Annotated in this window: 30 protein-coding genes; 17 read left to right on the top strand and 13 right to left on the bottom strand. The window is 68.1% G+C overall.

Annotated elements, in window-relative coordinates:
- Positions 1-6 precede the first annotated feature (6 nt).
- The 7 genes from ACT3UN_RS06205 to ACT3UN_RS06175 all read right to left on the bottom strand — a co-directional run bounded on the left by ACT3UN_RS06205 (position 7) and on the right by ACT3UN_RS06175 (position 5,975).
- Positions 7-903, bottom strand: coding sequence for a siderophore-interacting protein (locus tag ACT3UN_RS06205; protein WP_444656770.1), 897 nt, complete (start codon positions 901-903; stop codon positions 7-9).
- 33 nt (positions 904-936) lie between these two features.
- Positions 937-1,773, bottom strand: a complete 837-nt coding sequence (locus tag ACT3UN_RS06200; protein WP_444656769.1) for an ABC transporter ATP-binding protein — start codon at positions 1,771-1,773, stop codon at positions 937-939.
- Positions 1,770-2,939 (bottom strand): FecCD family ABC transporter permease, encoded by a 1,170-nt coding sequence (locus ACT3UN_RS06195; protein WP_444656768.1) that lies wholly within the window; start codon positions 2,937-2,939, stop codon positions 1,770-1,772. The genes ACT3UN_RS06200 and ACT3UN_RS06195 overlap by 4 nt, the downstream gene beginning before the upstream one ends.
- Entirely contained in the window at positions 2,936-4,012 is a 1,077-nt protein-coding gene (locus ACT3UN_RS06190) for a FecCD family ABC transporter permease (protein ID WP_444656767.1), read from the bottom strand. Before ACT3UN_RS06190 ends, ACT3UN_RS06195 begins: the two co-directional genes overlap by 4 nt.
- Before the next feature lie 155 nt (positions 4,013-4,167).
- Positions 4,168-4,554: a hypothetical protein gene (locus ACT3UN_RS06185; RefSeq protein ID WP_444656766.1), complete on the bottom strand. Its 387-nt coding sequence runs from the start codon at positions 4,552-4,554 to the stop codon at positions 4,168-4,170.
- A gap of 202 nt (positions 4,555-4,756) precedes the next feature.
- Positions 4,757-5,158 (bottom strand): hypothetical protein, encoded by a 402-nt coding sequence (locus ACT3UN_RS06180; RefSeq protein ID WP_444656765.1) that lies wholly within the window; start codon positions 5,156-5,158, stop codon positions 4,757-4,759.
- 400 nt (positions 5,159-5,558) lie between these two features.
- Entirely contained in the window at positions 5,559-5,975 is a 417-nt protein-coding gene (locus ACT3UN_RS06175; protein ID WP_444656764.1) for a hypothetical protein, read from the bottom strand.
- Between the two features lie 729 nt (positions 5,976-6,704).
- Between ACT3UN_RS06175 and rplN the strand changes: the two genes are divergently transcribed.
- The 7 genes from rplN to ACT3UN_RS06140 all read left to right on the top strand — a co-directional run bounded on the left by rplN (position 6,705) and on the right by ACT3UN_RS06140 (position 12,345).
- On the top strand, positions 6,705-7,079 hold the full coding sequence (gene rplN / locus ACT3UN_RS06170) for a 50S ribosomal protein L14 (protein ID WP_301442354.1): 375 nt from the start codon (positions 6,705-6,707) through the stop codon (positions 7,077-7,079).
- Between the two features lie 3 nt (positions 7,080-7,082).
- Positions 7,083-7,397, top strand: a complete 315-nt coding sequence (gene rplX, locus ACT3UN_RS06165) for a 50S ribosomal protein L24 (protein ID WP_301442353.1) — start codon at positions 7,083-7,085, stop codon at positions 7,395-7,397.
- The gene (gene rplE, locus ACT3UN_RS06160) at positions 7,397-7,969 is read left to right on the top strand and encodes a 50S ribosomal protein L5 (RefSeq protein WP_301442352.1); all 573 of its coding nucleotides are present in this window, start codon (positions 7,397-7,399) and stop codon (positions 7,967-7,969) included. Before rplX ends, rplE begins: the two co-directional genes overlap by 1 nt.
- A gap of 218 nt (positions 7,970-8,187) precedes the next feature.
- Positions 8,188-9,072 (top strand): hypothetical protein, encoded by an 885-nt coding sequence (locus tag ACT3UN_RS06155; protein ID WP_444656763.1) that lies wholly within the window; start codon positions 8,188-8,190, stop codon positions 9,070-9,072.
- Between the two features lie 1,192 nt (positions 9,073-10,264).
- A complete protein-coding gene (locus ACT3UN_RS06150) occupies positions 10,265-10,531 on the top strand; it encodes a hypothetical protein (RefSeq protein ID WP_444656762.1) in 267 nt (88 codons plus the stop codon).
- 43 nt (positions 10,532-10,574) lie between these two features.
- A complete protein-coding gene (locus ACT3UN_RS06145) occupies positions 10,575-11,804 on the top strand; it encodes a molybdopterin molybdotransferase MoeA (protein WP_444656761.1) in 1,230 nt (409 codons plus the stop codon).
- 28 nt (positions 11,805-11,832) lie between these two features.
- Positions 11,833-12,345 carry an HPP family protein gene (locus ACT3UN_RS06140; protein ID WP_444656760.1) on the top strand — a complete coding sequence of 171 codons (513 nt, stop codon included), beginning with the start codon at positions 11,833-11,835 and terminating at the stop codon, positions 12,343-12,345.
- Between the two features lie 13 nt (positions 12,346-12,358).
- Here ACT3UN_RS06140 and moaA read toward each other — a convergent pair whose 3' ends face one another.
- Positions 12,359-13,468, bottom strand: coding sequence for a GTP 3',8-cyclase MoaA (gene moaA / locus ACT3UN_RS06135; RefSeq protein WP_444656759.1), 1,110 nt, complete (start codon positions 13,466-13,468; stop codon positions 12,359-12,361).
- Positions 13,469-13,688: 220 nt separating this feature from the next.
- Here moaA and modA point away from each other — a divergent pair, with 220 nt between their 5' ends.
- The 4 genes from modA (at position 13,689) to ACT3UN_RS06115 (ending at position 17,263) form a co-directional block, all read left to right on the top strand.
- Positions 13,689-14,516, top strand: a complete 828-nt coding sequence (modA, locus tag ACT3UN_RS06130; RefSeq protein WP_444656758.1) for a molybdate ABC transporter substrate-binding protein — start codon at positions 13,689-13,691, stop codon at positions 14,514-14,516.
- The gene (locus tag ACT3UN_RS06125) at positions 14,497-15,330 is read left to right on the top strand and encodes a molybdate ABC transporter permease subunit (protein ID WP_444656757.1); all 834 of its coding nucleotides are present in this window, start codon (positions 14,497-14,499) and stop codon (positions 15,328-15,330) included. The genes modA and ACT3UN_RS06125 overlap by 20 nt, the downstream gene beginning before the upstream one ends.
- Before the next feature lie 10 nt (positions 15,331-15,340).
- Positions 15,341-16,237, top strand: a complete 897-nt coding sequence (locus tag ACT3UN_RS06120) for a LysR family transcriptional regulator (protein WP_301443357.1) — start codon at positions 15,341-15,343, stop codon at positions 16,235-16,237.
- 162 nt (positions 16,238-16,399) lie between these two features.
- Positions 16,400-17,263 (top strand): formate/nitrite transporter family protein, encoded by an 864-nt coding sequence (locus ACT3UN_RS06115; RefSeq protein ID WP_444656756.1) that lies wholly within the window; start codon positions 16,400-16,402, stop codon positions 17,261-17,263.
- A gap of 3 nt (positions 17,264-17,266) precedes the next feature.
- Here ACT3UN_RS06115 and ACT3UN_RS06110 read toward each other — a convergent pair whose 3' ends face one another.
- From ACT3UN_RS06110 to ACT3UN_RS06100, 3 genes are read right to left on the bottom strand one after another with little or no spacing between them, the layout of a single operon-like run.
- Positions 17,267-18,505: a molybdopterin molybdotransferase MoeA gene (locus tag ACT3UN_RS06110; protein ID WP_444656755.1), complete on the bottom strand. Its 1,239-nt coding sequence runs from the start codon at positions 18,503-18,505 to the stop codon at positions 17,267-17,269.
- Positions 18,502-19,116 (bottom strand): molybdenum cofactor guanylyltransferase, encoded by a 615-nt coding sequence (mobA, locus tag ACT3UN_RS06105; protein WP_444656754.1) that lies wholly within the window; start codon positions 19,114-19,116, stop codon positions 18,502-18,504. Before mobA ends, ACT3UN_RS06110 begins: the two co-directional genes overlap by 4 nt.
- Positions 19,117-19,383 (bottom strand): MoaD/ThiS family protein, encoded by a 267-nt coding sequence (locus tag ACT3UN_RS06100; protein ID WP_444656790.1) that lies wholly within the window; start codon positions 19,381-19,383, stop codon positions 19,117-19,119.
- 38 nt (positions 19,384-19,421) lie between these two features.
- Here ACT3UN_RS06100 and moaC point away from each other — a divergent pair, with 38 nt between their 5' ends.
- The 6 genes from moaC to ACT3UN_RS06070 all read left to right on the top strand — a co-directional run bounded on the left by moaC (position 19,422) and on the right by ACT3UN_RS06070 (position 23,677).
- Complete coding sequence (moaC, locus tag ACT3UN_RS06095; RefSeq protein ID WP_444656753.1) at positions 19,422-19,949, top strand: cyclic pyranopterin monophosphate synthase MoaC; 528 nt, start codon at positions 19,422-19,424, stop codon at positions 19,947-19,949.
- Complete coding sequence (locus tag ACT3UN_RS06090) at positions 19,946-20,443, top strand: MogA/MoaB family molybdenum cofactor biosynthesis protein (RefSeq protein ID WP_444656752.1); 498 nt, start codon at positions 19,946-19,948, stop codon at positions 20,441-20,443. Before moaC ends, ACT3UN_RS06090 begins: the two co-directional genes overlap by 4 nt.
- Positions 20,436-20,900, top strand: a complete 465-nt coding sequence (locus ACT3UN_RS06085) for a molybdenum cofactor biosynthesis protein MoaE (RefSeq protein WP_444656751.1) — start codon at positions 20,436-20,438, stop codon at positions 20,898-20,900. Before ACT3UN_RS06090 ends, ACT3UN_RS06085 begins: the two co-directional genes overlap by 8 nt.
- Positions 20,900-21,970, top strand: coding sequence for a ThiF family adenylyltransferase (locus ACT3UN_RS06080; RefSeq protein WP_444656750.1), 1,071 nt, complete (start codon positions 20,900-20,902; stop codon positions 21,968-21,970). The genes ACT3UN_RS06085 and ACT3UN_RS06080 overlap by 1 nt, the downstream gene beginning before the upstream one ends.
- The gene (locus ACT3UN_RS06075) at positions 21,967-22,578 is read left to right on the top strand and encodes a pyridoxamine 5'-phosphate oxidase family protein (RefSeq protein WP_444656749.1); all 612 of its coding nucleotides are present in this window, start codon (positions 21,967-21,969) and stop codon (positions 22,576-22,578) included. Before ACT3UN_RS06080 ends, ACT3UN_RS06075 begins: the two co-directional genes overlap by 4 nt.
- 151 nt (positions 22,579-22,729) lie before the next feature.
- Positions 22,730-23,677 (top strand): hypothetical protein, encoded by a 948-nt coding sequence (locus ACT3UN_RS06070; protein ID WP_444656748.1) that lies wholly within the window; start codon positions 22,730-22,732, stop codon positions 23,675-23,677.
- A 73-nt stretch (positions 23,678-23,750) separates the two neighbouring features.
- Here ACT3UN_RS06070 and fdhD read toward each other — a convergent pair whose 3' ends face one another.
- Both fdhD and ACT3UN_RS06060 read right to left on the bottom strand, forming a co-directional pair.
- Positions 23,751-24,587: a formate dehydrogenase accessory sulfurtransferase FdhD gene (fdhD, locus tag ACT3UN_RS06065; RefSeq protein ID WP_444656747.1), complete on the bottom strand. Its 837-nt coding sequence runs from the start codon at positions 24,585-24,587 to the stop codon at positions 23,751-23,753.
- 19 nt (positions 24,588-24,606) lie between these two features.
- The gene (locus ACT3UN_RS06060) at positions 24,607-26,925 is read right to left on the bottom strand and encodes an FdhF/YdeP family oxidoreductase (protein WP_444656746.1); all 2,319 of its coding nucleotides are present in this window, start codon (positions 26,923-26,925) and stop codon (positions 24,607-24,609) included.
- Positions 26,926-26,974 lie beyond the last annotated feature (49 nt).

Below are 26,974 nucleotides of genomic sequence, written 5' to 3'. Positions count from 1 at the left end.
GGGCGGTCACGGCCGGGGCTTGCCCTCGATCCAGTAGGCGACCCAGTCGACGAAGGCGGTGTCCACGCCCCAGTCGTCCACGGCCACACCGCGCACGGCCTTGGTCATGCCGACCTCCCCGCTGGCCCACACGTACTGGGCGGCGGTGCACGGGTGCGAGATCGAGGCGGCCTCGTGCAGGTGCCGGGTCACGGCCTCGGCCTCCATGCCGGGGGAGGTGTAGATGATCTGCAGTGAGGCGACCTTCTCCGACCAGTCCTCGGCGATCCCGCCCTCCAGGTCCTCGGGGGAGTGGGCGACGATAACCAGGTGGTAGCGGTGCAGGTCGTCCGGGTGGTGGTCGGCGGTGAACTCCAGGATCGTCAGCAACGCCGGCACGGCCGACGGGTCGGCGACGAAGAGCGGGCGCTCGGCGTGCCGGATCCAGATCGCGTTGCACAGCCACACCCCGGCGGTCGCGCCCGGGGAGACCTCGCTGACCCAGGTGGCGCCGGGGCCGGGGTGGTCGTCGTGCATGACCACGTCCACGTCGATCTCGCCGACGTCCTGGCGCAGGTGACGCACCGTGTACCAGCGCAGACCGGGCCGGACGTCCTCCTCGATGTCGGCGACGGCGGCGCGGATGTTGCGTCCGGCGGTGTCGAAGGGCTCGAAGTCGCGTCCGTCCTGCGGCATGAGGAGGCCGAAGAACTCGTCCGGGCCGGTGAGTTCGAGTTCGCGGAAGTCCGGGGAGGCCAGGGTGAGCCGGCGCAGGTTCGAGGCGATGAGTTCGTTGGCGGTCACGGTGACCTGGATGAGCCGGCCGCCGAAGTCGTCGGCGGGCTCGGTGTCCTCGGTGGCGTCGCGGCGCGGGTGCTCGCGCAGCTGGATGTCACGGACGGCGGTGGCGGGTGTGGTGGCCATGGTGTGGTGTTCCTTGTTCTCTTACGGTGTCTTTTACGGTGAGGTGAGGTGGTCGCCGGTCTCCGGCGGGGCGGAGGGCACGATCAGCGGACCCCCGACGACGGGGTCCTCGATGACCACGGCGTCCAGGTTGAAGACGTCGGCCAGCAACTCGGAGGTGATGATCTCACCGGGGCTGCCGGCCGCCTCCACGGCACCGTTGCGCATCACCACGAGGTGGTCGGAGTAGCGCACGGCGAGGTTGAGGTCGTGCAGGACCATGACCACCGTACGGTCCAGGCGCCGCCTGAGTTCGCGGACCAGGTCGAGGACCTCGATGGAGTGGGAGAGGTCGAGGTAGGTGGTCGGCTCGTCGAGGAAGAGCACCTCGGTCTGCTGGGCCAGGACCATGGAGATCCACACGCGCTGGCGCTGTCCGCCGGACAGGGAGTCCACGGGACGGTCGGCGAGGTTGGCCACCGAGGTCATCTCGAGGGCGGCCATGACCTCCTCCTCGTCGGTGGAGGACCACTGGCGGATCCAGCTCTGGTGCGGGTGGCGTCCACGGGCGACGAGGCCGGAGACGATCAGCCCGGGAGGCGACAGCGGGGACTGCGGCAGCACGCTGATGATCTTCGCCAGGTCCTTGCGCTTCATCGTGCCGATGTCGGTCTCGTCGAGCAGGACGTCGCCGGTGCGCGAGGGCAGCAGGCGGGACAGGGAGCGCAGCAGCGTGGACTTGCCGCAGCCGTTGGGCCCGATGATGGTGGTCACCTTGCCGCCGGGGATGTTCAGCGAGAGGTCGCTGATGATCGGGTCGGCCTTGCCGTAGCCGACGGTGAGGCCGGAGGCGCTGATGGTGTTGGTCTGGAGACTCTTCTGGGTACTCATTCGGTGGAGGCCCTCCGGTTGTTCTGGATGAGCAGGTAGATCAGGAACATGCCGCCGACGGCGGAGGTCAGCAGACCGACGGGCAGTTCGACGGGGAGGATCGACTGGGTGGCCATGTCGGCGAGGATCAGCAGGCAGGAGCCGAACAGGCCGGACGCCAGCAGCGGCGGGGTGGAGCGTCCGCACAGCCGTTGGGCGATCTGCGGGGAGACGAAGGCGACGAAGCCGATGGGGCCGGCGGCGGAGACCGCGACGGCGGCCAGGGCGACGGAGAACACCAGCAGCGCGACCTGCACACCGGTGACGTTCTGGCCCAGCGAGCGGGCGACGTCCGGGCCCAGGATGCTGGCCATGAGCTGGAAGGAGATCCAGGCGAACACCGGCACGCCGATGAGCACCAGGAGGATCACCGGCATGGCGCGCGTCCAGTTGGAGGCGTTCAGCGAGCCGGACAGCCACATCTGTGCGGTGGTGGCGTCCCGCAGGTCCGCCCGCGTCATGAGGAAGGAGATGTAGGCCATCAGCAGGGCGGAGATGATGATGCCGGAGAGCACCAGGCGGAAGGGGTCCATGCCGCGCTGGTAGGCCAGCAGCCAGATGGCCAGGCCGGTGAGCAGGCCGCCGATGAGGGCGGCGACGGGGATGCCGACGCCGGAGAGCCAGCCGACCAGTCCGCCGGACGCCCCGCCGCCGAGCACGATGATGGTCACGGCCATGGCCGAGGCACCGGTGGTGATGCCGAGGATGTCGGGGCTGGCCAGGGCGTTGCGTGTCACGGACTGGGTCAGTGCACCGGAGAGTCCCAGGGCGGCGCCCACGACGATGGCGGTCACCGAGCGGGGCATGCGCCAGTCGAAGACCACGAGCTCCTCGATGCGCGAGGGCTCCACGATCATGTCGCGCAGGCCGGTGAGGTGCAGGGCGTCGAAGAGGCGGGAGACGATGACCTCGGCCACGCGGATCGGGGTCAGCGGGTAGTCACCGAGGCAGATGGACACCAGCAGCAGCAGGACGACGCTGACGGCCAGGGCCGCCGAGACGGCGAACTGCCGGGGACGCCAGACCATCGACAGTGCCCCGAGCCGGAAGGCGGGACGCCCGGGGACCGAGCCCTCGTGGACGTAGGTGCGTTTGGTGCGTGTGCGCGTGTCGGCGTTGCGGGTCATAGCTGCACGACCTTCCTGCGCACGAGCATGTAGATGAACAGCGGGGCACCGACGAAGGCGAGCACGATGCCGACCTGGAGTTCACCGGGGCGGGCGACGAGGCGTCCGAGGACGTCGGCGTAGAGCAGCAGGGTGGCGCCGCCGAGCGCGGAGTACGGCAGGATCCACCGGTAGTCCGGCCCGGTGATGGAGCGCACCAGGTGGGGGACGACGAGGCCGAGGAAGGCGATGGGGCCGGCGGCGGCGGTGGCGGCCGCGGCGAGCAGGGCGATGATGACCATGCCCATCAGGCGGGCAACCTTGGTGTTCACGCCGAGGGCGGTGGCCACGTCGTCGCCGAGGTTGAGGAGGTTGAGCTGCGGGCCGGTGGCGAAGGCGAGGATCAGGCCGATGATGATGATCGGCAGCACGCCCCAGAAGATCGTCATGTCGCGTCCGGCGACGGAGCCGACGGTCCAGAAGCGCATCCGGTCGAGGTTGTTCTCGTCGGTGAGGACGAAGGCGCTGATGATGGCCTGCAGGACGGCGTTCATCGCCGCGCCGCCGAGGATGAGGGTCAGGGGGTGGACGTTGCCGCCGCCGACGGAGGCGAGGCCGAAGACGGCGCAGGTGGCGATCAGTGCGCCGCCGAAGGCCCAGGCGGCGGTGGCCGCGGTGCCGGAGACGTTGAAGACGGCGAAGCTGACGACGACGGCGAGGGCAGCACCCGAGGAGATGCCGAGGATGCCGGGGTCGGCGAGCGGGTTTCTGGTGTGCCCCTGGATCAGTGCGCCGGCGACGCCGAGTCCGGCGCCGACGATGACGCCGATGAGTGTGCGGGGGAAGCGGAGTTCGGCGATGACCTGGAGATCGGGGTCGTCGATCTGGTCGGCGCGTAGTGCGGAAGGAAGCTGGCGCAGGGAGTCCAGCATGACGTCCGTGGGGATGACGCGGGAGCCGTAGGCGAGGCTGAGGAGGAATCCGACGACGAGCAGGACGGTGAGGCCGAGGAGGCCGAGGAGCCGGCGTCTGCGCAGTCGGGAGGTGGCGGATGGGCCGGGTGGCGCGGCAACATCGGTGGTTCCCGTCGTCATCGGGCCCCTTTCACTCGTCGGAACGAGCGTGGAGGCATGGCTCGACCCCTGCATCCACGCTCGAGGATAGGTTCACCTTAGATCTTGGGTGAGACTCACGCAATGAAAGCAGGGGTCGGGGGAGGGGGCGGCGGGGAGTACCCGCCGGGGTCTCCTTAGAGGGCGAGGCTGCCCAGGCCGACGGCGGCGGTGATGAGGCTGATCACGGTGGTGATGCCCTTGACGCCATCGAGCCAGGTGCCGTCGTCGTCGGTCACGAAGGAGCCGAGGACACCGTCGTCGCCGAAGATGTCATCGAGGAACGCCTCGATGTCGATGTTCGAGGATCCCTCGGCGGAACCTTCGCTGGAGCCCTCCGAAGAGCCCTCGGAGGAGCCTTCGCCGAGGGAAGAGGTGATCGAGCTGAGATCGCTGGACTCGGTCTCGTTGGAGGTGGACAGGGAGCCGGGCAGGCTGCCGTCCTGGGCGGTGGCGATGCCGGTGCCGGCGATCGCGAGGGTGGCGGCGGTGATGCCGGCGAGCAGTGACTTCTTGAGCTTCATGGGGATTCCTCTTGTGTCAGTGTCCAGCTACGCCAGGTGGTGTAGCTGACGTGTTCGTTCCGCCTCTTATCATGTTGTATCGAGGAAGAAAGGTCCACAGGGAGATCTTATGCTGCCCCGATCGGGTGTAGTTGCATCGTTCTGACATGCAGAAACACCCCGCCGGAGGGGGCGGGGTGTTAAGTAGTCGGCGCTCGGGCTCTTAGCCGATCTGGTTCTCGATGAAGCCCTGGCTGTCGGCGAGGACGCCCTGGAAGGCGTCGGAGGCGCTGACGACGGCGGTGTAGGCACCGGCGAGGGTGGCGACGGCTGCGCCACCGGCGGCCAGGCTCGCGAGGGCCTCGGAGGCCTTGCCGTAGTCGAACTGTCCGTCGGTCCAGGAGCCGAGGGCGTCGGCGCCGGTGATGGAGCCCAGGACGTCGCGCTGGTTCGACAGCTCAGCGGACGGGGAGGTCGGAGCGCTGCCGGACTCGTCGTTGGAGGCGGAGCTTCCCGTGCTGCCGGTCTCGTCGGGCAGGTCCTCCTGTGCGGAGGCGACACCGGTGCTGGCGATCGCCAGGGTGGCGGCGGTGGCTGCGGTCAGGAGAGTCTTACGGGTCTTCATGCTTGTTTCGCTCCTCTTGAGGATCGGTGGTGAGGGGGACAAAGCAGAACGTAGCATGAACGGTTTTCTCCGGGCAGGGATATATTCGCACTGGTCAAAGCGAAATGCGGGGGAGGGTATAGCGGTGTGAGGTGGCCTGGAGGCGTCGGTGTCGGGCCGGGGGTACGGGGCAGGGTACGAGGGTGTCGATGATGACGGGCATGATCGTAAACGTAGGGGGTGGGGGTATGCACTGCAGTGTCCCGGTGGCGCAGGTGACCGGGAGTTGGACCGGCGTTGAGGAGCTCGCCCCTCGTTCGGGGGTGTAGGCATGCGAAACGGCCCCGACCGAGTGGTCGGGGCCGTTCAGCTTCTTCTGACCCTCTAGGGGGACCTGTCTACCGCGTGGGCGGTGTCAGATTCAGAAGGGGAGGTTCGGGACGGCGGGGAGCTCGAAGCCGTCCACCATCTCCTGGAAGGTCTGGATGGCGTCATAGATGTCCGGGATCAGGGTGATGGAGCCGGCGACGGCGCCACCGAAGTCGTTGACGATGCCGAGGAGCTCGGTGGAGGACTCGATGGTGCTCGGGCCATCGGTGCAGACCTCCTTGCCGTCGACTTCCTTGCACTCCTCGGACGGCTCGAAGAGAGCGGAGCCGGAGACCGACTCGACGATCGCGGAGCCCGTGGTCTCGCCGTCCTCGTTGGTGTTGTTGGCGGACAGGGAGCCGGCGGTGGGCAGGCTGCCGTCGGTGTCCTGGGCGGAGGCGAGGCCGGTGCCGGCGAGGACGAGGGTGGTGGCGGTGGCCGCGGCGAACAGGCTCTTCTTGATGGTCATGAAAGTGTGTTTCCTCACTGAACTGGGGTGATCGGCCGGAGCGTCAGGTCTCCGGTCGAGGGCGGAGGTCCCGCCGTTCGGGAGAGAAGTTACCAGCGGGGAGGGGGCTTGTCGCGGGGTAAAACAGTTTCACTACCCCTATGTTCCGATGTGAAATGTAATTGGAGGCTTACCTGAGTCCGCGCGTCTACGCCCCCGGGTATGAGCCGGCCGCGATCTAAACGATTCAAATGGCGTGCTGCGATGTTCTATCAACGGCGTGGCTGGCGCTGCGAAACTACTGGTAGGGAACTGGGCGACCGCGTGTCGTCCACTTCGCATCGGCCCGGCTCTGGGCATCGTCCATTGCGGCGACAGCGGATGAATGTGACGTAACTCCCGACTGTGCAGAAAGTGAGCAGAACACAGTTTCGGGCGTTACTGTGACGTACCCCATAGGGTACTGGGCGGGGGTAATTCGGCGATCCGGCGTGGCTGCGGGCAACGGCGCGACGGCCGTGCGACAACCGCCGCGCCGACGGTGTCCTCAAGGGGGAGGGGAAGTCAGGTTTGGCCCGTGGCGTTGCTGGTGGCATACTTGAGCGGTTGCCTGTGGTCCACAGGTCGCTCCGGTGCGCTCCGCGCGGACCGGACCGCCGACCGGCTGGACCACGAAGAGGCACGGACCGCGCACGTGAGGGTCGGTAATCCCACGTGCACAGAACTACTAGGTCTACAAGGAGACTAGAAGTGATTCAGCAGGAATCGCGTCTGAAGGTCGCCGATAACACCGGAGCCCGGGAAATCCTGGTCATCCGCGTGCTCGGCGGCTCCACCCGACGCTCCGGCGGTATCGGCGACATCGTCGTCGCCACCGTCAAGGAAGCAACCCCCGGCGGAAACGTGAAGTCCGGTGACATCGTCAAGGCTGTCATCGTGCGCACCAAGAAGGAGACCCGTCGTCCGGACGGCTCCTACATCAAGTTCGACGAGAACGCTGCCGTTCTCATCAAGGGTGCGGACAACACCGACCCCCGCGGTACCCGCATCTTCGGGCCGGTCGCCCGCGAGCTGCGTGACAAGCGCTTCATGCGCATCGTTTCTCTCGCACCGGAGGTGATCTAACCCATGAAGATCCACAAGGGCGATACCGTCCTGGTCATCTCGGGTCCGGACAAGGGCGCGAAGGGTCGGGTCATCGAGGCCTTCCCGCAGCGTGACAAGGTCCTGGTCGAGGGCGTCAACCGCATCAAGAAGCACGTCGTGAACTCCGCGCCCGAGCGTGGCGCCGAGTCCGAGGGCATCGTCACCCAGGAGGCCCCCATCCACGTGTCCAACGTGATGGTCCTCGACGCTGACGGCGAGCCCACCCGCGTCGGCTTCCGCTTCGATGAGGACGGCAAGAAGATCCGCATCTCCCGCCGCACCGGGAAGGACATCTGATGAGCGACAACTACACCCCCCGTCTCAAGAGCCGCTACCGCGGCGAGATCCGGGAGAACCTGAACACCGAGTTCAACTTCGACAACGTCATGCAGATCCCCGGCGTGACCAAGGTCGTCGTGAACATGGGTGTCGGCGAGGCTGCCCGCGACTCCAAGCTGATCAACGGTGCCATCAAGGACCTCACCCTGATCACCGGTCAGAAGCCGCAGATCCGCCAGGCCAAGAAGGCGATCTCGAACTTCAAGCTGCGTGAGGGCATGCCCATCGGCGCCCGCGTCACCCTGCGTGGCGACCGCATGTGGGAGTTCCTCGACCGTCTGCTGACCGTGGCCCTGCCCCGAATCCGCGACTTCCGCGGTCTCTCGGACCAGCAGTTCGACGGCAACGGCAACTACACCTTCGGTCTCAACGAGCAGTCCATGTTCTACGAGATCGACGTCGACTCCATCGACCGTCCCCGCGGTATGAACATCACCGTGGTGACCACCGCCACCAACAACGAGGAAGGCCGCGCGCTGCTGCGCGAGCTGGGCTTCCCGTTCGAGGCCGGCCAGAACGCCGAGAAGTAGTCCCTCGGCAGCGCCGATTTTCTCCGGTGCGTTTTAGCGTCGCCTCGCTCCGCCTGAATGGCGTAGTGGGGCGGCGCTTCTTTCTTTTGGGGTGTAGGGTCAGCTGCCGGCTTGATACTTATGCGTTCTATCAACTTGCCCTAGATCGGGTGCAATCGGTCGGATGACCGGATTATTGAAACTGTCGCCGGTCAGCGGGTTGGAATATTTTTAGGGGGATGGTCATTAATTATTTACTTTCGTCGATTGTCGCCTTGAGTATTGCTGCCACACTGGGCATCGTAATTCGGGCGTTTAGTATTTCTCCCGCTCGGCGAATTGCGGCACTTCCTCCTTCGGAACCTTCAGGTGATCGACTTTGGAATCGTGATGGGTCATTACGGGAGGGGATTGCATGGTTGCGTCTTGACCTAGAATCACAAACCTTGACCCAGTACGAAAAGGGATACTTTCGTCTGATGCTGGGGGCGTTACTGGCGATCGCTATTACGACGGTCTATGTGCTAGCCCCCTACCCCGAGGTTCTTGGCGAAGCTAAGGACTCTTTTGAGACATACAATTTGTTCCGCGACTTGCGTCAGAATGAAATGTATATGGGGTTGATGGTCGGGTTGATGTTGGGGTTCTTGATCTCCCGATATTGCCGGATCGGGCCACGACGGGTCGAAGATTCGGAGATCCGGCGTTTTCAGATCTATTCGAACAAGGCGATGGGTCTGCGGTATTTCGGCGGAGAGACCACACGCCAGCACGAAACGTCTAAGCGTATAGAGTGGAATCACAGTGACGCGCAAGCTGTGCGCTATGTGCGGTCACAATTGAGTGTTCACTATGGGGTTTTGCCGCTAGTTCGCTTTTCCTATTTTTGGTTAGTTCTGGCCCCGCCGTCGGCGATGATTATGTCATTCTATATCGAACGTGCTAACTACTTTGATGTCGACCTTTCGGACATGCCCTACTGGCGCATCCCCTGCACTATTTCTATTCTAGCGGCGATGGCTTTTTTGTTTACCGCGTTTCGCTTTGTAATGTTATTTTGGCAGCGCGGAGATCAGGAATATTCTATTAAGGACTACTTCCTTTATCTGGCTAAGAAAAGTTAGTAAATTTTCCGATGCGGCCCAAGGCTCTTTGCTATAGGTTTGTGGCTATGCTGATCGCGCGGGACTCCGATGCTGATCTTATAGCCGAAATCCTGTAGGTACGATCGTGTCTGTTAAGCTCATCGGCCTCTAGGTAAGTAGTCCACTGCGATATATTTTGATCTCTGACTATTCGGTGAATGACTTCGAGAATAATTCAGGTGTTTTACGATAGGTAGACAATATTGTCTACCTCTTCGGTGTTTCGGTGGTTCTCCCTGTTGTAGGCGCGAGTATAATTATACACGCGTAGCCCTTTTTGGTATCGGTAGTCCACGTAGGTGGTATGCTGTATCCTTGCGGTTTGTTTAGAGCCTCTCTCATCTCTTCATTGACAACCAATACCGGAACATCGTTAACGACGGCTCTCATGACTTCGTTGCCACCTCGGCAATCATCACTTCATTGACAATCTGTCAAGCCCCGGGTTTTGTAGAGGGTGCTATGTTTGTTGATTAGGCCGCGAGGGCCTGGCTTCCGATGAGTTTGTCGCGGACCCCAACTGGCGGCCTGTAGTCAAGGGATTCGACCCCCTTATGGTGGACACGCTGACCCCCGCCGGTGAGCGGGGGTGCAGTGCCGCGTTGCCTTCGCCTGGTAGCGGTCCCAGACTTTGTAGAACGAGGGACGGCTGATGCCGAGACTGCGGCAGAACTGTGAGATCGTTGGAGCCTCGGGATCGGTGGGATCGTAGGTGATGATCTGACGACGAAGAGCGGGTGTGAGTGATTTTGGTATGCCCGATTCTGAAACGACTGCTACCTGTCAACGAAGTCATGAGACCGGTTGTAAGTGAAGTCATGAAACAGGATGTAACCGAAGTGCTGAGAGATAACGCGCCAACTGCGCGTATTGCCGCTACTGACAATAGCTACGTGGCCGTTACCTCGTATCGCGACTATAATTCGATAGTTGGTCGCAATTTCTTCGTTTTTTCGGTCTTCTTCTAGACCTCTCGGTTTCCGTCTTGCGATTGGGATACATTCGTCCGCTCCGGGTAGGTGTTCTGAATGTCGGCACACCGGCACGCATCGTGGTTTTGCAGTTGGCTGACGCTGTTCACCGTGGTCATAGCGTCGCATCTTGGGATATTCTGTTTTGTGGCTACCTACTGATGGACCTGACCAGGTTGGCGCGCGGTCCTGTGTACCGCATGATTCCCACGGTCTTTGAGCTCTCCGTCCCGTCGGACGACCCGGTCGGCCACGAGCGCAAGAGTGCCGCGGCACTGGGATTCATCGGGGCGATCGGTGGTTTCGGAGGTTTCGCCATTCCGCAGGTGCTGAACCTCTCGGATTCCGTCACCGGTGACTTCAGCGTGGCTTTCTGGCTATTCGCAGCCGCGTACGTCCTGATGGCCTTGGTGGCCTGGGGTGTCTACCACCGCCCGGGGACCCGATTCGCCGAGGCGAACGTGTAGTCACGGCGAGTGCTGAGCGCCACCTACCGGTAGTGTCGCCGCTGTGACCAACCACAGCGCACGAACCCCCGACGAACACCTCGCCGCCGTCCGTGAGCTCCTCGGCGAACTCCTCCTTGAGCGGCCCGTGGAGCACGTCGACCCGGCCGCGGCCCTCGGACGTCGCCTCGCCGCGGACGTCACCGCCGTCGAGGACTCACCGCGCTTCGACAACTCCCAGATGGACGGCTACGCCCTGGCCGCCGCCCACCTGGCAGGCGGCACCTTCGCCGTCGACGCCACCGTCGCCGCCGGGGCCGACCCCCGCGACGTCCTGCCCACCGGGGCGGTGGGGGACGCCGTGGTGCCGGTGATGACCGGCGCGCGCCTGCCCGCCCGTACCGCCGCCGTCGTACCCGTGGAGAAGTGCGAACCCGCGCACTTCGGCGCTGCGCAGGTCACAGTTCCGGCTACGCCGGACGCACAGTTCGTCCGGCTGCGCGGCACCGACATCCGCACCGGCGACCTGCTCGTGCCCGCCGGGGAGACCGTCAACCCCCGCACCGTCGGCGTCGCCGCCGCGCAGGGACTCACCACCGTGCCGGTCACGCGCACCGCACGCGTGCTGATCTGCACCGGTGGCGACGAGGTCACCGCCGGGCAGGACGCACCGGCGCAGCTCCCCGGGGCGGCCACCATCCGCGACGCCAACGGCCCGATGCTGCGCGCCCTGTGCCACGTCCACCACATCGACGTCGCCGGCACCGTGCAGACCACCGACAACCCCAACGCCTTCCGCGCCGCACTGTCGGCCGCCATCACCAAGGCAGAGCCGGACGCCGTGGTCACCAGCGGCGGCATCAGCCACGGCGCCTTCGAGGTCGTCCGGCAGACCCTCGAGCACACCCCGGGTGCCTGGTTCGGCCACGTCGCCCAGCAGCCCGGCGGCCCGCAGGGCCTGGCCCGCTTCGAGGGCGTGCCGGTGATCTGCCTGCCCGGCAACCCGGTGTCCACGGCGGTGAGCTTCCGGCTCTTCGTCGCCCCCGCCCTCGGCGAGGCGCCCTGCGCGGTCACCGCCAGGATCACCGCCGCCGAGGACGGCCTGGCGGACAAGGACCGCTACCTGCGCGGCCGCATGCAGGTGTGCGAGGGCGAACTGACCGTGAGCCCCGTCGGCGGCGCGGGCTCACACCTGCTGGCCCAGTCCGTCACCGCCGACGCCCTGATCCGCATCCCCGCCGGGGCCACGGTGGCTGCCGGAGCGCTCGTGGAGATCCATCCTCTGGACCGCTAGCCCCACCCCGGGGAAGTACCCTGTACGCATGTCGACGCCGCCGCACCCGCACAACCCCTTCATCGGATTCTTCGCCAGGACGCAGCCGAAGTTCACCCCGGCGGCCCTGCTGGTCTCCGGGGCGGCCGTGACCGTGGTCATCTGCGTGCTCGGTCTGCTCACCGAGGCCATCGGCCACCCGCTGCTCATGGCCGGGTTCGCGGCGTCCTGCGTGCTGGTCTTCGTCCTGCCCGCCGCCCCGGTGTCCCAGCCGATGAGCGTGCTCGGCGGACACCTCGTGGTGGCGGTCGTGGCGGTGCTGGCCGACTACGTGCTGCCCACGTCCTGGTGGGCGATCGGCCTGGTCACCGGAATCGCGGTGATGCTGATGTGCGCGCTACGCATCCTGCACCCGCCGGCGGCGGTGCTGCCGATCGTGATGATGACCTCCCACGAGCACTGGGAGTTCGTGCTCACCCCGGTGATGTTCGGAGCCCTGATCGTGACCCTCGCCGCCGTGGCCTACCGCGGTATCCTGCGCGGACGTATCCGCTGGTTCTAGAAACGGGCCCCGCTCAGCCGCCGATCGCGCTCATCGTGCGCTCGGGCTGCACGTACTCCGGGTCGTTGAGGGTGACCGCGTCCGAACCGTAGGCCCGCGGCTTGCCCCACATGGCCGTGGCCCAGGCCTGCGCGACCTCCACATCGTCGGCGTCGCCGCGCAGCAGGTGCATCAGGTCGGTCTCCTGCTGGGAGAACAGGCACGTCCGGATCCGCCCGTCGGCGGTGATGCGCGTGCGCGTGCACGCCGCGCAGAACGACTCCGTCACCGAGGCGATGATGCCCACCTTCCCCAACGCGGGGGAGGACGCCGCGGCACCGCGGTCGCGGACCTCCCACAGCTCCGCCGGCGCGGAGCCGCGCGGGGTGGGGTCGGACGCCAGGTCGAAGCGTTGCGACAGGCGTGCGCGGATCTCCTCGGCGGAGACCAGGTTGTCGCGCGCCCACGTGTGGTCGGCGTCCAACGGCATCTGCTCGATGAACCGCAGCTGGTAGCCGCGCTCCAGGCACCACTGCGCCAGGTCCGGCACGCCGTGGTCGTTGACCCCGCGCATCGCCACCGCGTTGATCTTCACTGGCTCCAGGCCGGCGGCCTTGGCTGCCTCGAGCCCGGCGATGACCTGCGGCAGGCGGTCGCGGCGGGTGACCTCGGCGAAGGTCTCCCGGTCCACGGTGTCCAGGGACACGTTCACCCTGGTCAGGCCGGCGTCCACCAGCGCATCCACCCGCTTGTCCAGACCGATCGCATTCGTCGTGATCGAGATCGGCACGTGCGGGTGGAGGGCGCGGACCCCGGCGACGATCTCCTCCAGGTCCTTTCGCACCAGCGGCTCACCACCGGTGAACCGGATGTCCTTGACGCCGAGCACCCGCACGCCGATGTCGGCGAGGCGCACGGCCTCGTCCGCGGTGAGCAGGGCGTCCTTCTTGAGCCACGGCAGCCCTTCGGCGGGCATGCAGTAGCTGCAGCGCAGGTTGCACTTGTCGATCAGCGAGATGCGCAGGTCGTCGGCGGTGCGTCCCCAGCGGTCGGTCAGGCGGAGGCCGGCCTCTGGACGGACGGACGCGAGCGTTGCGGTGATGGGGGCCTCCTCCTTCGGGTGCTCGTTGTTGTGTTCTGCCATGGTAGACCCGTCGTTCGGGCCTGTCTCTCCACCCTGTCTACCGTGAACCCGGGTGCGTGCGTGAATGACGGGCGTGCGGCAGCTCCGAACGCCGGTCCGGAGCCGCAGGCCGGTAGGCGTGGTTCCCGGCCGCGCGTCGTGGAGCGCACGCGGCTAGCATGACGAGGATGCGCGCCTTCGGCGTCGGCAGAGGAGAACCACACGGCAGAACGGAAGAACAATGTCAGCACTCACGACCCGCATCCTTCGCACCACGGCCGTCCTGGCCGCGTCCGGGGGCCTGGTGTTCGCCGCCGCCTGTTCCACCTCCGGCTCCGAGGACGCTGACGGCTCCGAGACCTCGCCGGTGCAGGTCTTCGCGGCCGCCTCGCTGAACAACGCCGGTGACGAACTTGCCGAGGCCTTCGCCGAGGAGCACGGCGACGGGGACGGCGACGGCGTCGATATCCGGTACAACTTCGCGGGCTCCTCCGCCCTGGTCCAGCAGATCGACCAGGGGGCGGACGCCGACCTGTTCATCAGCGCCGACGAGAAGAACATGGACGACGCCCTCGCCCTCGACGCCTTCGACGGTGCCGAGCCCGAGGTCATCGCCACCAACCAGCTGGTGCTGGCCACCGCCCCCGGCAACCCGGCGAACATCACCGCGCTGGACGACCTGGCCACCACCGCCGACGCCCGCCTGGCGGTCTGCGCCGACGGCGTCCCCTGTGGCACCCTGGCCCACGAACTCCTCGACGAGAAGGGCTACGACCTGGCCAACTGGACGGTGTCCGAGGAGGCCAACGTCAGCGACGTCGCCACGAAGGTCTCCACCGGTGAGGTCGACGCCGGCTTTATGTACGCCACCGACGCCATGGCCCTGCAGAAGAACTCCGGCGAGGAGATCACCGTCGTCGAGCTGGACGACGACCTCGAGCCCAACGCCTACCCGGCGGCGCTGACCGTCGACGGGCAGGACAACGAGGTCGCCGGCGAGTTCCTCGAGTGGCTGTCCTCCGACACCGCCCGTGGGATCCTCGAGGACTATGGCTTCGACACCCCGTAAGGCTCGTAACACCGGCTCGCACCCGGTGACCGCCGTGCCGGCGGCGGTGGCCGGTGTCGCCCTGCTCTCCGTCCTGCTGCTGCTCGGCCCCCTGGTCGCGCTGCTGCTGAACATCCCCTGGGCCCGGGCCGTCGAACTGGTCACCGACCCGGCCACCGTCCAGTCGCTCACGCTGTCGCTGTCCACCGCTCTGGTGGCCACCGTGTTGTGCGTGGTCCTCGGCCTGCCGTTGTCGTTGTGGCTGGTGGAGCTGCTGCGCCGGCACCCGCGCCGCGGCGACGTGGTCCAGGTCGTGATCTTCGCCCCGCTGGTGCTCTCCCCGGTAGTCTCCGGCCTGGCGCTGGTGTTCTTCTGGGGACGCCGCGGCCTGGTCGGCCAGTGGCTCGAGGGCCTCGGCCTACACGTGGCCTACACCTCGCTGGCCGTGGTGGTGGTGCAGGTCTTCGTCGCTCTGTCGTTCTTCGTCGCGACCACGGCCACCGCCCTGCGCGCGATCCCCACGGTGGTCACCGAGGCCGCCGCGTTGGACGGTGCGAGCCGCTGGCAGACGGTCACCCGCGTGCTCGTGCCCCTGGCGTGGCCCGGCATGGCCGTCGGCGTGGTGCTCTCCTTCGCCCGCGCTCTGTCGGAGTACGGCGCCACCCTCACCTTCGCCGGCAACGTCGCCGGTGAGACCCGCACGATCCCGCTGCTCGTCGAGCTCGGCCTCAGCGCCAACGACATGGACCGGGCGCTGGGGGCGTGCCTGACCCTGATCGGGCTGTACGTGGTGGTGGTCGGGGGGATCGCACTGGTCAGGAGGAGGAAGGGGTAGCGTCGACGACATGCTCCTGACCCAGCTGACCTACTTCGAGGCGCTCGCCCGCGAGCAGCACTTCGGTCACGCCGCCGCGTCCTGCTACGTGTCGACGTCCACCCTGTCCGAGGCGATCAGAAAACTCGAGGCCGAGGTCGGCTTCCCACTGGTCAACCGCGGCAAGTCCGCGTTCCAGGGGATCACGCAGGAGGGTGAGATCGTGCTGGCCTACGCCCGGCGCATCCTGTCCGAGCAACGCTCCCTGAGCCTCGACCTGGCCCACCGGCGCGGCAACCTCGAGGGCACGGTGCGGTTCGGCACCATCCCGTCCGGCACGGACCGGGCCGCCGGCATCGTGTCCAACCTCGTCGGAGAGCACCCCGCCCTGCGCGTGGACCTGGTCGCCGGGCTGACCAGCGAGGAGATCGTGACCCGGGTGCTCGACCACGACTTCGACGCCGGCATCGTGCACCCGCACGGTAGCGCCGCCCGCGCCGGACGCCACGACCCCGCCCTCACCTTCACCTCCCTGGGCACCACCCGCTTCGTGGCCGTCGGACGCCCCGGCCTGCTCGACGGTTTCGGCGGGCAGGTCACCGGTGCCGAGCTGGCCTCCTTGCCCACCGCGCTGCTGTCGCGCGGCATGGTCGCCCGTGAGGAGTTCGACCGGGTGATGGGCGAGGCGGGTGTGCAGGTCACCCCGGGCGTGGACGCCACCTCGGTGGAGTCGTTGCTCGCCCTGGCGCGCACCGGCACGTGGGCGGTGGTGGTCCCGGCCCCGGCGGTGGGCACCACGCGGCTGACCACGCTGCCCATCGTGGAACCGGAGGTACGCCTGGACCTCGCGCTGGTGCGCCGAGACTCGCGTCCCGCCCCGGTGCTCTCGGCCGCCTTCGACGCTGCGGCGGAGGCCACCGTCAGCTGAGCCAGGGGGATACCACGGGGGCGGCTGCGGGCCGGAATCTGCGAACGGTCGTTCGGCGTCACCGATCGCCACGGCGCGGGCTGCAGGTCAACGTCCTGCTTTCGCAGGTGAACGCAGGTGTGCCGGTCAAACCGGACCCCGGTGCTGGAGTACAAACACCCTATGGCGACGACTACCGAGACGAGAACCGAGAAGGAACCGCTGGCCGGGGCGTTCAACACCGCCGCCGACGCCGCGGTGGCCAAGAAGACCGCCCTGTTCGGCGACGACCTGCCCCGCTACACCGTGCGCGGCGTGCTGGCCGGGGCCTACCTCACCCTCGGCACGGCCTTCGCCGCGGTGTCCGGCAACGCCGTGGAGCAGCTCGCCCCGGGGTTGGGCCCGGTGGTCTTCGGCTTCCTGTTCTTCATCGGCCTGGCCATGACCCTGCAGCTCGGCGCGGAACTGGCCACCGGCTCCATGATGTTCATGGCCTACGGTGCCGCCCGGCACCACATCGGCTGGGTACGGGCCACCGCGATCGTGCTGTGGACGGTGCTGGCCAACCTCGTCGGCGCGGTGGTCATCGCGGTGATGCTCGGGCAGTCGGCGAAACTCGGCGGCATCGGCGTGGACCACCTCATCGCCGCGCTGGCCGACGGCAAGCTCACGAAGAGTCCGTCCGGCGTGCTCGTCGAGGCGGTGCTGGCGAACTTCGTGGTGAACATCGCCATCGTCGGCGGGCTGATGATCAAGGACTACGCGGGCAAGTTCCTGCTGACCCAGATGGTCATCGCCGTGTTCGTGGTGCTGGGCCTGGAGCACCTCATCGCGAACTTCTCCCTGTTCACCCTGGCCTTCTTCGGCCTGGGCGACGGCTTCGCCGCCGGGGCGGGCGTGCTGGACTCGCTGACCCTCGGCAATGTGGCGGTGAACTGGGCGATGGCGCTCGTCGGCAACATGATCGGCGGCGGCCTGCTCATCGGTGTGGTGTACGCGTGGCTGAACCGGGGGAGCAGCCGCGGCGGCGAACTCTACCGGGACTGAAAATTACAGCTCCACGTACTCCACCTCGTCGCCGGCGGCCACACCCTGCGGCGGGACGACGAGCAGGACGTCCGCCGCGGCGTAGCCGCGCAGCATGTGCGAGTGCGCGCCCGGCGCCGGGGTGAGGCGGGGCGCATCAGACTCGCCGGGGGCACTGGTGGCGGGCAGCAGGCGTACCCGCTGGCGGGGCATCGACTCGATCGACACGGCCATGGTCCCGGTGCGCGTCCCCACCGTGTCACCGGCGCCGAGCAGCGCGGCCACCGCCGGGGCGACGAAACTGTGCAGCGCCACGTGCGCGGCGAAGGGGTTGCCCGGCACGCCGATGACCAGCTGGGTGCCTGATCCAGCACTCTGCACCGGCGATCTGGTCGTGACCAGGGTGGGGTGGCCGGGCCGGCAGGCGATCTCCTCGGCGAGCACCTCGTCGGCGGCGCGGGTGATGAAGCGGCGGGCGAAGTCCTGCCCGGAGCGTCCCGACCCGCCGGTGAGCACCACGATGTCGGCGCCGAGCACCTCGGGACGCCGCAGCCAGTCCTCCACGGCCACCGGGTCGTCCGGCAGACGCTGGGTGCCCACGACCTCCGCACCCCAGGCGTCCAGCAGGGCGGGGAAGGAGACGCCGAAGGCGTCGCGCACCTCCCCGGGGCGCGGCAGACCGTGGGTGATGACCTCGTTGCCGGTGAACGCGCACGCCACGGTCGGGCGCGGCGTGACCTCCACGGTGTCGACGCCGCACGCGCCGAGCATCGCCACGTGGCGGGCGGTGAGCCGCACCCCGGCGTCCACCAGGGTCTCGCCGCTCGACCACTCCTGCCCGGCGGGGCGGATGTCCCGGCCGGCGGGCGGGGTGGTGGCCGTCAGCGTGTCATCGGTGACGCGCGCGTCCTCGGCGCGCACCACCGCGGTCGCCCCGTCGGGCACCAGGGAACCGGTGAGCGCCGGAAGCGCCTCACCGTCGGCGAGGGTGCCGCCGGTGATGTGCACATTGCGTCCCTGCGCGCCGACGGCCGGGGCGTCCAGCAGCCGCCAGGGGCCGTCGCCTGCCACGGCGAAACCGTCCATCGCCGAGGACGCGTAGTGCGGCACGTCCATCGGCGCGGTGACCGCAGTGTGCAGGACGTCGCCCGGGGCAGGACGCTTCGTCACCGCCGCGCGTAGCTCACCGGTCGGGGAGAGTGCGGCGACGATGCGCCGCCGGGTCTCCGCCCAGCCCACCGGGTCCATCGTGTGTCCGCTCATGACCTCTCACCGCCGTATCCGTGTTCCACCGCATCCTCCCACGTGTCCACGTCCGCCGCCGTGGCAGCGTCGATCCCGTCGGCCTCGCCGACCTCTGTGAGGTCCAGGCCGCGTAGGACGGCCCGGACCGGGGCGTCGCGCAGGTCGCCGGTGATGGTTGCGCGCAGCCGGTCGAGGCTCACCAGGGCGAGCAGCGGCTGACGCCGTCCGCCGACCACGGCGATACACCCGTCGCCACCGGTCCTCCGGTAGGTCCCGAGCAACCGGGCCATCGCGGCGGCCGGGGCGACGAGGTCCCCGGCGAGCAGGAACACAGCATCCCCGGAGCCTTCAGCGGCCCCGAGCGCGTCCACCCCGGTGGCCAGCGCCGCCGCAGGACCGGACAGGGGCGGGTCCTCACGCACCAAGGTCACGTCCTGCGGCAGGTCCATCACCTGGGCGACGACCACCCTGCGCGTACACCCGACCTGCGCCGCGGCGTCCAGCACCACGTCGATAAGGCGGACGCCGTCGCGTCCGACGAGCAGGGGTTTCGCCGGCGTCCCGTCCGGCGCCGAGGCGGCCAGGCGGGAGCCCGCACCACCGGCGACGACGACCGCATGCACGTCCATCTATCCCCCCGCGAACGGCGGCAGCACGTCCACCCGCGACACCGCGTCCAGCGACGTGGTCGCGGCGTCCTCCCGGGCCACCGAGCGTCCGTCGACGAGGAAACTGCAGCGCTCGAAGACCTGCGACAGGCTCATCCCGCCGGCCGTGAGCCCGGTGTGACGGCTGCCCAGCACCTCGAGCAGCGAGGCCAGGTCGTGCTCGGGCGCAAGCGTCTCCTGTGCGGCACCGCGGGCCGCCCGCGCCGCGGCGAAATAGTGGATCTCCAGCATGATGACAAGTGTAGGTCGGGGTAGCGTGTGACGGTATGGAGAGTCACCCCGATCACCTCACACACGTCCGCGAGGACGGGTCGGCGCACATGGTCGACGTCACCGCCAAACACGAGACCAGCCGCACCGCGGTCGCCACCGGGCGTGTGCGCACCCGCACCGACGTGCTCGACATGATCTTTGACGGCTTGTCTGAGGGCCTGCCGAAGGGCGACGCCCTGCCGGTCGCGCGCGTCGCCGGGATCATGGGTGCGAAGAAGACCCCCGAGATCATCCCGTTGTGCCATCCGCTGCCGCTGGGGAAGATCACCGTGGACTTCACGCGGGAGGACGGTGCGCAGGAGGACGGTGCGGAGTCAGGGGCCGTGCGCATCGAGGCCTCGGTGAAGACCCGAGGGGTCACCGGCGTGGAGATGGAGGCGCTCACCGCGGTGACCAGCGCCGCCCTGACCGTGGTGGACATGGTCAAGGCCGTGGACAAGCACGCCGTGATCGAGGACGTGCGTGTGCTCGCGAAGTCCGGCGGCAAGTCCGGGGACTGGGACGTGCGGGAGGACGTGTGAGAGCGACCGTGATCGTGGCGTCCACCCGCGCCGCCGCCGGCACCTACACCGACCGCACCGGCCCCGTGCTCGTCGAGTGGCTGCGCGGGCGCGGCCTGGACGTGCCGGACGCCACCGTCGTCGCCGACGCCGACATCGCCGCGCAGGTCGACCGCACGCTCGTCGACGAGCAGCCGACGGTGCTTCTCACCACCGGGGGCACCGGGGTGAGCCCCACCGACCAGACCGTGGCAGCCGTCCGCCCGCACCTCACCCACGAACTGCCCGGCCTGGTCACCGCCCTGCAGCAGCGCGGGGTGGACGCCGGGGTGCCGACCGCGGTGCTCTCCGGCGGGGTCGCCGGTGTCGCCGGACGCACCTTCGTGATGACCCTGCCCGGCTCACGCGGGGGAGTGGCCGACGGCATCGCCGTCCTCGACCCGCTGCTGGACCACCTGCTCGACCAGCTGCTCGACCGCCCGACCGCCGACCACGCAGGAGACCACCATGGCTGAGAACCCAGACCCCGCACGCGTGAACGCCGAGACCGGCGTGGTCGTGCACTCCGCCGTCACCCACCAACCCCTGGAGAACCACCTCGCGCACGCCCGCGCCACCACCGCGACGGACGCGATGGGCGCGGTCGTCACCTTCGAGGGCGTGGTCCGCGACCACGACGGCGGCCACGAGGTCAGCGCCCTGACCTACACCAATCACCCCGCCGCCGCCGCCACGCTTGCCGAGATCGCCGACGCCACGGTGCAGTCCCACCCGCAGGTCCGCCTGTGGGCCGAGCACCGCACCGGGCCGCTGGCCATCGGTGAGCTCGCCTTCCTCGTCGTCGTCGCCGCGGCCCACCGCGGGCCCGCCTTCACGGCGATCGCCGAGTTCGCCACCGCCGTGAAGGACGGCGTGCCGATCTGGAAGGAACAGGACCGCCCCGACGGCTCCACCGACTGGGTGGGGCTGTGATGGAGTTCTCCCCACACGAGTACGCCCGCTACCGCCGCCAGATCACCCTCGAGGGCTTCGGTGCGCAGGCCCAGCAGGCCCTGGCGGACGCCCACGTCGTGGTCGTCGGCGCCGGCGGGCTCGGCTCGCCGGCGTTGCTCTACCTCGCCGCCGTCGGCGTCGGGCACGTCACCGTCATCGACGACGACGTCGTCGAGCTGTCCAACCTGCACCGCCAGGTCATCCACACCGACGCCGCGCTCGGGCAGCCCAAGGCGGAGTCGGCGCGCCGGGAGATGCTCGCGCGCAACCCGGAGATGACCGTGACGGTGGTGCGCGACCGCCTCGAGGCGTCCTGCGCGGTGTCCCTTCTCGACGGCGCGGACGTGGTGCTGGACGGCACGGACAACTTCGCCGCCCGCTACGCCGCCTCCCACGGCTGCGCGGTGCTGGGGGTGCCGCACGTGTGGGCGTCGATCCTCGGCTTCGACGCCCAGCTCTCCGTCTTCGGCATGCCGGACGCACCGGTCTACGAGGACGTGTTCCCCACGCCGCCGCCGGCGGGCAGCGTCCCGTCCTGCGCGCAGGCGGGCGTCCTCGGCCCGCTGGTCGGCGTCGTCGGCGCGGCGATGGCGATGGAGGCGGTGAAGGTGCTCACCGGCGTCGGCACCCCGCTGGCCGGACGCATCGGCTACTACTCCGGGCTCACCGGGATGTGGGAGTACATCCCCGTCGCCGCCGACCCGGCGGTCGCCGCGCGCGTGCGCGCGACACCCACTCCCACGCAGGACGCCCCGGGCGCCGCGTCCGTCGCGCCGTCGCTGCCGTCGCTGGACGGTGCGGCGCTGCTGGACGTCCGGGAGCCCGACGAGTTCGCCACCGTGCGCATCCCCGGCGCGGTGAACGTACCCCTCAGCGTCCTGCGCGACCACGTCCCGGCGCAGGTGCGCTCGCTCGGGGACGCCGGGGATCTGGTCGTGTACTGCGCCTCCGGCGTGCGCTCGGCGCAGGCCGTGGAGCTGCTCGAAGCCGCAGGCATCACCGCCACCGACTACCCCGGCGGCATCAACGCCTGGTTGGAGACGCAGTGACCTACGACGACATCGCCTTCGACGAGCACGTCCGTGCCCGCCAGCAGGCCCGCGGGGTCGGCAACAGGGTGGACACCACCGGCAGTGGCGGCAGTGAACTCGACGCCCGTGACATCAAGCTGATCCGCCAGGCGCGCATGTTCATGATGTCCACCGTCACCGGCACCGGCTGGCCGTATGTACAGCACAAGGGCGGACCTGCCGGCTTCGTGAAGGTGTTGAAGGACGGCACACAACTGATGTTCCCTGACTTCGCCGGCAACCGGCAGTTCGTCACCGCAGGCAACCTCGACAGGGACGGACGGGTCTGCCTCTTCTTCGTCGACTTCGCGACGCGCTCGCGGGTGAAGGTGTTCGGGCACGCGCGCACCGTCGAGGCGTCCGACGACCCTGAACTCGTCGAACAGGTCCGTGACCTGGGGGAGCGACGGATCACCTCGGTGATCGAGCGGGTGGTGATCGTGGACGTGGAGGCCTCGGACGCCAACTGCACCAAACAGATCACCCCGCGCTGGACGCGCGAGGAGGTCGAGGAACGTCTGGACCTCTACCGCGCGGACATTGCCGCGCTGAAGGACGAGATCGCGGAGCTGAAGGCCTCCCGGTAGCAACCCAGTAACAACCCGAGCCGATTCTGCCGGTCGGGGACAATGGGACCGACAGATTCGGCCCGCATCCGTGCAGGGGCGCAACCGGCTATGCTTACCGCGAGCGGCAGGGGGCCGCGACCGGGGAGGATCCGGGGGAGGGGACGTCACCATGGCGCACCAGAACAAGAGGGACAGGCCTGCGAAGAAAGTGTGGACGACCGCAGAGCTGACGGCCGCAGGCTGGAACAGCCGCAAGATCGCCGCCGCCGTTGAGGCAGGCACACTGCGCAAGGTAGCTAAAGGGCTCTACGTCACGGTCGCCGACGACAAGGTCGTGCTGGAGGCACTGCTGCGGCCGGGTCTGACCTACACCGGAGCGACCGCCGCGTTCCTGTACGGGGCGATGCCGATGGCCTACCCCGCTCATGCGGCGCACCCCACCACCCAGTTCTCTGACAGGGTGATCACCATCCGCCGGCGCGTGGCGCGCAAGGTGAACATGTTCGAGGGGATGCCGGTGAGCACGCCGGCGCAGACCGCCGTCGACCTCATGAAGGACGACGAGGACGCCGCAGTCCGGGTCCTCGACTTCGGCTACAACAACATCAAGGGCAACGCCAGGCTGGCCGAGGACATGGCGGATCTGTCACGCGCCGAGCGCAAGGCGCTGGAGGGCATCCGTCACAAGACGTTGCTCGGCACCGCCAGCGGGCTGGAGAAGAAGGCGCTCAGGATCATCACCAAGGCGTTGCGTGATGAGGTGGAGAGCGGGGAGATCACCATCGTCGCCAATGCGATGGTCAGGGGCTACTGCTTCGACATCATGATCAAGGAAGCGCGGGTGCTCATCGAGATCGACAGTTACGCCTACCACGGGGAGGGTAATGCGAGACGCTCGAGTTTCACCAACGACCGCTGCAAGGGCAATCAGGCGGCGCGGTGGGACTGGCTGCTGCTGCGCTTCGCCTGTTTCAGCATCAACAAGGCGCCGGGGTACGTGGCCGACGAGGTGGCGGACACGGTGCGCTTCGTGCTGCGGCGACTGCGCCGCTGCCGGAGGGAGGACGAGGCGATCGCCACGGACCAGCCGATGCGGCTGTGGCACCCGGCGGTGTGAGAACGCGATCCGATTCTGTCACCCCGCGACAACGGGGCCGACCGAATCGGCTCGCGTCCCCACACGGGGCAAGCTACCCCAGCTCGCCGGAGTACAGGTTGAACCGGTCGTCTCTGGTGAAGCCGGTGAGCAGCAGGCCGGCCTCTCTAGCCATCTGTGCCGCCAGCGAGGTGGCCGCGGACACCGCGATCAACCCGGAGAACCCGGCGAGCACGGCCTTCTGCACTAACTCGAAGGACGCCCGGCTGCTCATCACCAGGTAGACCGGAGCGTCCTCTCCCTGCGTCTCGCCGGGGAGCCGGTCGGTGAGCAGCAGCGCGCCGATGACCTTGTCGGCGGCGTTGTGGCGTCCGACGTCCTCCCTGATCACCAGCGGACGCCCGTCGGCGGTGAAGGCGCCGGCGGCGTGGATGCCGCCGGTCTTGCGGAACGCCTGCTGGCCCTCGCCGAGACGTTGCGGCATCGCGACGATCTGCTGTGCCGTGGGGTGCACGGGCCGCAACGTGTAGCGGCTGGTCTTCATCAGGTCGTCGATGCTGGTGGTGCCGCACACCCCGCACGCGGAGTTGGTGGTCACGTTCCTGATCGGGATGTAGGGGGTCGGCTGGGGGACCAGCGCCACGTCGAGCGTGTTGTAGGTGTTGGCGTTGTCCGGGCCCACCGCGCCGGCACAGTAGCGAGCGGTGACCACGTCCTGCGCTGTGGTGATCACGCCCTCTGCGTGCAGCAGGCCGTGGACGAGCTCGATGTCGTGGCCGGGCGTGCGCATCGTGGTGGTCAGGTCCGTGCCGTCCACCCGCACCTGCAGCGGTTCCTCCACGGCGAGCCGGTCGGCCCGGGTGTCGGTGGTCACCGAATCATCCGTGACCCGCACCTTCGTCACCCGCGCATTGTCGATCAACCGTCCCATGGGGCCGCAGCGTACCCCTCTACTTCTCGGACGCCGGCATCGGAGGCATGTCGGACGCCCTGCGCCCCGTGGGCTCCAGGCGCACCGGCGTGGACTTCGACACCGGGGTGTTGGACTCCTCGGCCGTGTGGTCCAGCGGGATCACCACGTTCGCCTCCGGGAAGTAGGTCGTGCAGCCGCCGCGCGAGTGGGAGTACTCCACCACGCGGAAGTCCGGGGCGCGGCGCTGCCCGTCGGCCCAGTCGGAGACGATGTCGACCATGTCGCCGTCGGTGAGGCCGCGCTCGCGCAGGTCGTCCTTGTGCACGAAGACCACGCGGCGGCCGTTGCGGATCCCGCGGTAGCGGTCGTGCATGCCGTAGACCGTGGAGTTGTACTGGTCGTGGGTGCGCACGGTGTTCATCATCAGCTCACCCTCGCGCAGCTGCACGGTGTCCGGTTCGTTCACCGTGAGGTGCGCCTTGCCGTCGGGGGTGGTGAAGCGGCGCTCGCGGGGGCCGTTGGGCAGGTAGAACCCGCCCGGGTGCTCCAGGCGTTCGTTGTAGTTCTCGAAGCCGGGGATCGTGGCGGCGATGTGGTCGCGGATCACGTCGTAGTCGTCGATCATCGGCTGCCAGAAGTCGTCGCCGAAGGTCTCGCGCCCGACCGAGCAGATGATGTCCATCTCGCTCTTCAGGTTCTCCTTCCGGTTCGCCCTGCGCTTACCGGTGGAGGCGTGGACCTTGCCCACGGAGTCCTCCACGGTGACCGACTGGCGCCCGGACTTCTGCAGGTCCAGGTCGGTCCGGGAACGCACCGGCAGGATCAGCGACCTCGCACCGGGCCAGGCGTGCGAGCCGTTCGGCTTCGTCGACAGGTGCACGGTCAGGTCGTTGGACGCCATGCCCTGCTCGGCGACGGAGGTGTCGGAGACCACGCGCACCAGGTTGCCGCCCAGCGACATGAAGAAGCGGTTGGTGCCCTCGCGCATGGCGCGCAGCGCGTCCACCGTGTCGTGTCCGTGCTCGCGGGGGACGGGGAAACCGAAGTGGTCCTCGATGGAGGACAGGAAGCTCTCCGGGGACCGCTCCCAGACGCCCATCGTCCGGTTGCCCTGCACGTTGGAGTGGCCGCGCAGCGGGCAGGTGCCGGCGCCGGGCTTGCCGATGTTGCCGGTGAGCAGCAGGGTGTTGGTCATCTCGCGGATGGTGGCCACGGCGTTCTTGTGCTGGGTCACCCCCAGGGTCCAGGTGATGATCATGGTGCCGGCGGCCACGATCTCGTCCACGGTGGACAGCACCTGGGCGCGCGGGATGCCGTGCGCGGCGGCGAGCTCGTCGTCGTCGAGCGACAGCAGGTGCTCGCGGACCTCGTCGAAGCCGGTGGTGAACTGGTCGATGAAGGCGTGGTCCACCGCGTCGCGGGTCACGAGTTCCTTGTTGATGGCCAGGAACAGGGCCCGGTCGCCGTCGAGGCGGACCTGCAGGTAGTCGTCGGCGAGCTTCTGCTTCATACCCACGTAGGTGCCCAGGGCCTGCGGCTCGCGGAAGTTCATCAGCCCGGTCTCGGGGATGGGGTTGACCGCGAGGATGCGTCCGCCGTTCTCCTTGCAGCGCGAGAACGCCGTCAGGGCGCGCGGGTGGTTGGTGCCCGGGTTCTGGCCGACGGAGATCAGCAGGTCGGTGGAGTGGATGTCGTTCATCGTCACCGACCCCTTGCCCAGCCCCAGGGTGGAGGACAGGGCGGAGCCGGTGGACTCGTGGCACATGTTCGAGCAGTCCGGCAGGTTGTTGGTGCCCATGCGCCTGGCCAGCAGCTGGAACACGTAGGCGGCCTCGTTGGACGCCTTGCCGGAGGTGTAGAACACCGCGTCCTCCGGCGCGGTGTCGCGCAGCTGCTCGGCGATCACGCCGAAGGCGGTCTCCCAGCTCACCGGACGGTAGTGCCCGTCGCCGGAGGCGCGGTCGTAGAGCATCGGCTCGGTGATGCGTCCGACCTTGCCGAGCCAGTGGTCGGTCTTCTCCCGCAGGTCCTCCACGGTGTGGGCGGCCCAGAAGTCCGGGCCGGCCTTCTTCGGGGTGGTCTCCTCGGCGACGGCCTTGGCGCCGTTCTCGCAGAACTCCACGATGTTCAGGTCGGCCTGGTCGGGCTCCGGCCAGGCGCAGCCGGGGCAGTCGAAGCCCTTGTGCTTGTTGATGGTCAGCAGGGAGGGGGCGGCGTTGTTCGGCACCGCGTGCTCCATGGCGTGGATCACGGCCGGGATGCCGGTGGCGATCTTCTCCGCCTCGCTGACGTCCGGGTGGTCGTACCGGTTGGCGACCGCATTCACCTGGGCGGAGGGTTCTTGCAGGCTAGTCATGGCAGCGATCCTAGTCGCGGGTGGGATGCCTCAAACCCGCGCAGGACGC

The sequence above is a fragment of the Corynebacterium sp. AOP12-C2-36 genome (assembly GCF_052379185.1).
Taxonomy (GTDB): Bacteria; Actinomycetota; Actinomycetes; order Mycobacteriales; family Mycobacteriaceae; genus Corynebacterium.
Note: the sequence above shows the minus strand (reverse complement) of the source record. Positions and strands in the feature narration are given on the sequence as shown.

What these genes read in the sequence shown, in the direction of transcription:
- ACT3UN_RS06205 (WP_444656770.1), bottom strand. Translation starts at nt 903, where the DNA reads ATGGCCACCACACCCGCCACCGCCGTCCGTGACATCCAGCTGCGCGAG.
- ACT3UN_RS06200 (WP_444656769.1), bottom strand. Translation starts at nt 1,773, where the DNA reads ATGAGTACCCAGAAGAGTCTCCAGACCAACACCATCAGCGCCTCCGGC.
- ACT3UN_RS06195 (WP_444656768.1), bottom strand. Translation starts at nt 2,939, where the DNA reads ATGACCCGCAACGCCGACACGCGCACACGCACCAAACGCACCTACGTC.
- ACT3UN_RS06190 (WP_444656767.1), bottom strand. Translation starts at nt 4,012, where the DNA reads ATGACGACGGGAACCACCGATGTTGCCGCGCCACCCGGCCCATCCGCC.
- ACT3UN_RS06185 (WP_444656766.1), bottom strand. Translation starts at nt 4,554, where the DNA reads ATGAAGCTCAAGAAGTCACTGCTCGCCGGCATCACCGCCGCCACCCTC.
- ACT3UN_RS06180 (WP_444656765.1), bottom strand. Translation starts at nt 5,158, where the DNA reads ATGAAGACCCGTAAGACTCTCCTGACCGCAGCCACCGCCGCCACCCTG.
- ACT3UN_RS06175 (WP_444656764.1), bottom strand. Translation starts at nt 5,975, where the DNA reads ATGACCATCAAGAAGAGCCTGTTCGCCGCGGCCACCGCCACCACCCTC.
- rplX (WP_301442353.1), top strand. Translation starts at nt 7,083, where the DNA reads ATGAAGATCCACAAGGGCGATACCGTCCTGGTCATCTCGGGTCCGGAC.
- rplE (WP_301442352.1), top strand. Translation starts at nt 7,397, where the DNA reads ATGAGCGACAACTACACCCCCCGTCTCAAGAGCCGCTACCGCGGCGAG.
- ACT3UN_RS06155 (WP_444656763.1), top strand. Translation starts at nt 8,188, where the DNA reads ATGGTCATTAATTATTTACTTTCGTCGATTGTCGCCTTGAGTATTGCT.
- ACT3UN_RS06150 (WP_444656762.1), top strand. Translation starts at nt 10,265, where the DNA reads ATGATTCCCACGGTCTTTGAGCTCTCCGTCCCGTCGGACGACCCGGTC.
- ACT3UN_RS06140 (WP_444656760.1), top strand. Translation starts at nt 11,833, where the DNA reads ATGTCGACGCCGCCGCACCCGCACAACCCCTTCATCGGATTCTTCGCC.
- moaA (WP_444656759.1), bottom strand. Translation starts at nt 13,468, where the DNA reads ATGGCAGAACACAACAACGAGCACCCGAAGGAGGAGGCCCCCATCACC.
- modA (WP_444656758.1), top strand. Translation starts at nt 13,689, where the DNA reads ATGTCAGCACTCACGACCCGCATCCTTCGCACCACGGCCGTCCTGGCC.
- ACT3UN_RS06125 (WP_444656757.1), top strand. Translation starts at nt 14,497, where the DNA reads ATGGCTTCGACACCCCGTAAGGCTCGTAACACCGGCTCGCACCCGGTG.
- ACT3UN_RS06120 (WP_301443357.1), top strand. Translation starts at nt 15,341, where the DNA reads ATGCTCCTGACCCAGCTGACCTACTTCGAGGCGCTCGCCCGCGAGCAG.
- ACT3UN_RS06115 (WP_444656756.1), top strand. Translation starts at nt 16,400, where the DNA reads ATGGCGACGACTACCGAGACGAGAACCGAGAAGGAACCGCTGGCCGGG.
- ACT3UN_RS06110 (WP_444656755.1), bottom strand. Translation starts at nt 18,505, where the DNA reads ATGAGCGGACACACGATGGACCCGGTGGGCTGGGCGGAGACCCGGCGG.
- mobA (WP_444656754.1), bottom strand. Translation starts at nt 19,116, where the DNA reads ATGGACGTGCATGCGGTCGTCGTCGCCGGTGGTGCGGGCTCCCGCCTG.
- moaC (WP_444656753.1), top strand. Translation starts at nt 19,422, where the DNA reads ATGGAGAGTCACCCCGATCACCTCACACACGTCCGCGAGGACGGGTCG.
- ACT3UN_RS06085 (WP_444656751.1), top strand. Translation starts at nt 20,436, where the DNA reads ATGGCTGAGAACCCAGACCCCGCACGCGTGAACGCCGAGACCGGCGTG.
- ACT3UN_RS06080 (WP_444656750.1), top strand. Translation starts at nt 20,900, where the DNA reads ATGGAGTTCTCCCCACACGAGTACGCCCGCTACCGCCGCCAGATCACC.
- ACT3UN_RS06070 (WP_444656748.1), top strand. Translation starts at nt 22,730, where the DNA reads ATGGCGCACCAGAACAAGAGGGACAGGCCTGCGAAGAAAGTGTGGACG.
- fdhD (WP_444656747.1), bottom strand. Translation starts at nt 24,587, where the DNA reads ATGGGACGGTTGATCGACAATGCGCGGGTGACGAAGGTGCGGGTCACG.
- ACT3UN_RS06060 (WP_444656746.1), bottom strand. Translation starts at nt 26,925, where the DNA reads ATGACTAGCCTGCAAGAACCCTCCGCCCAGGTGAATGCGGTCGCCAAC.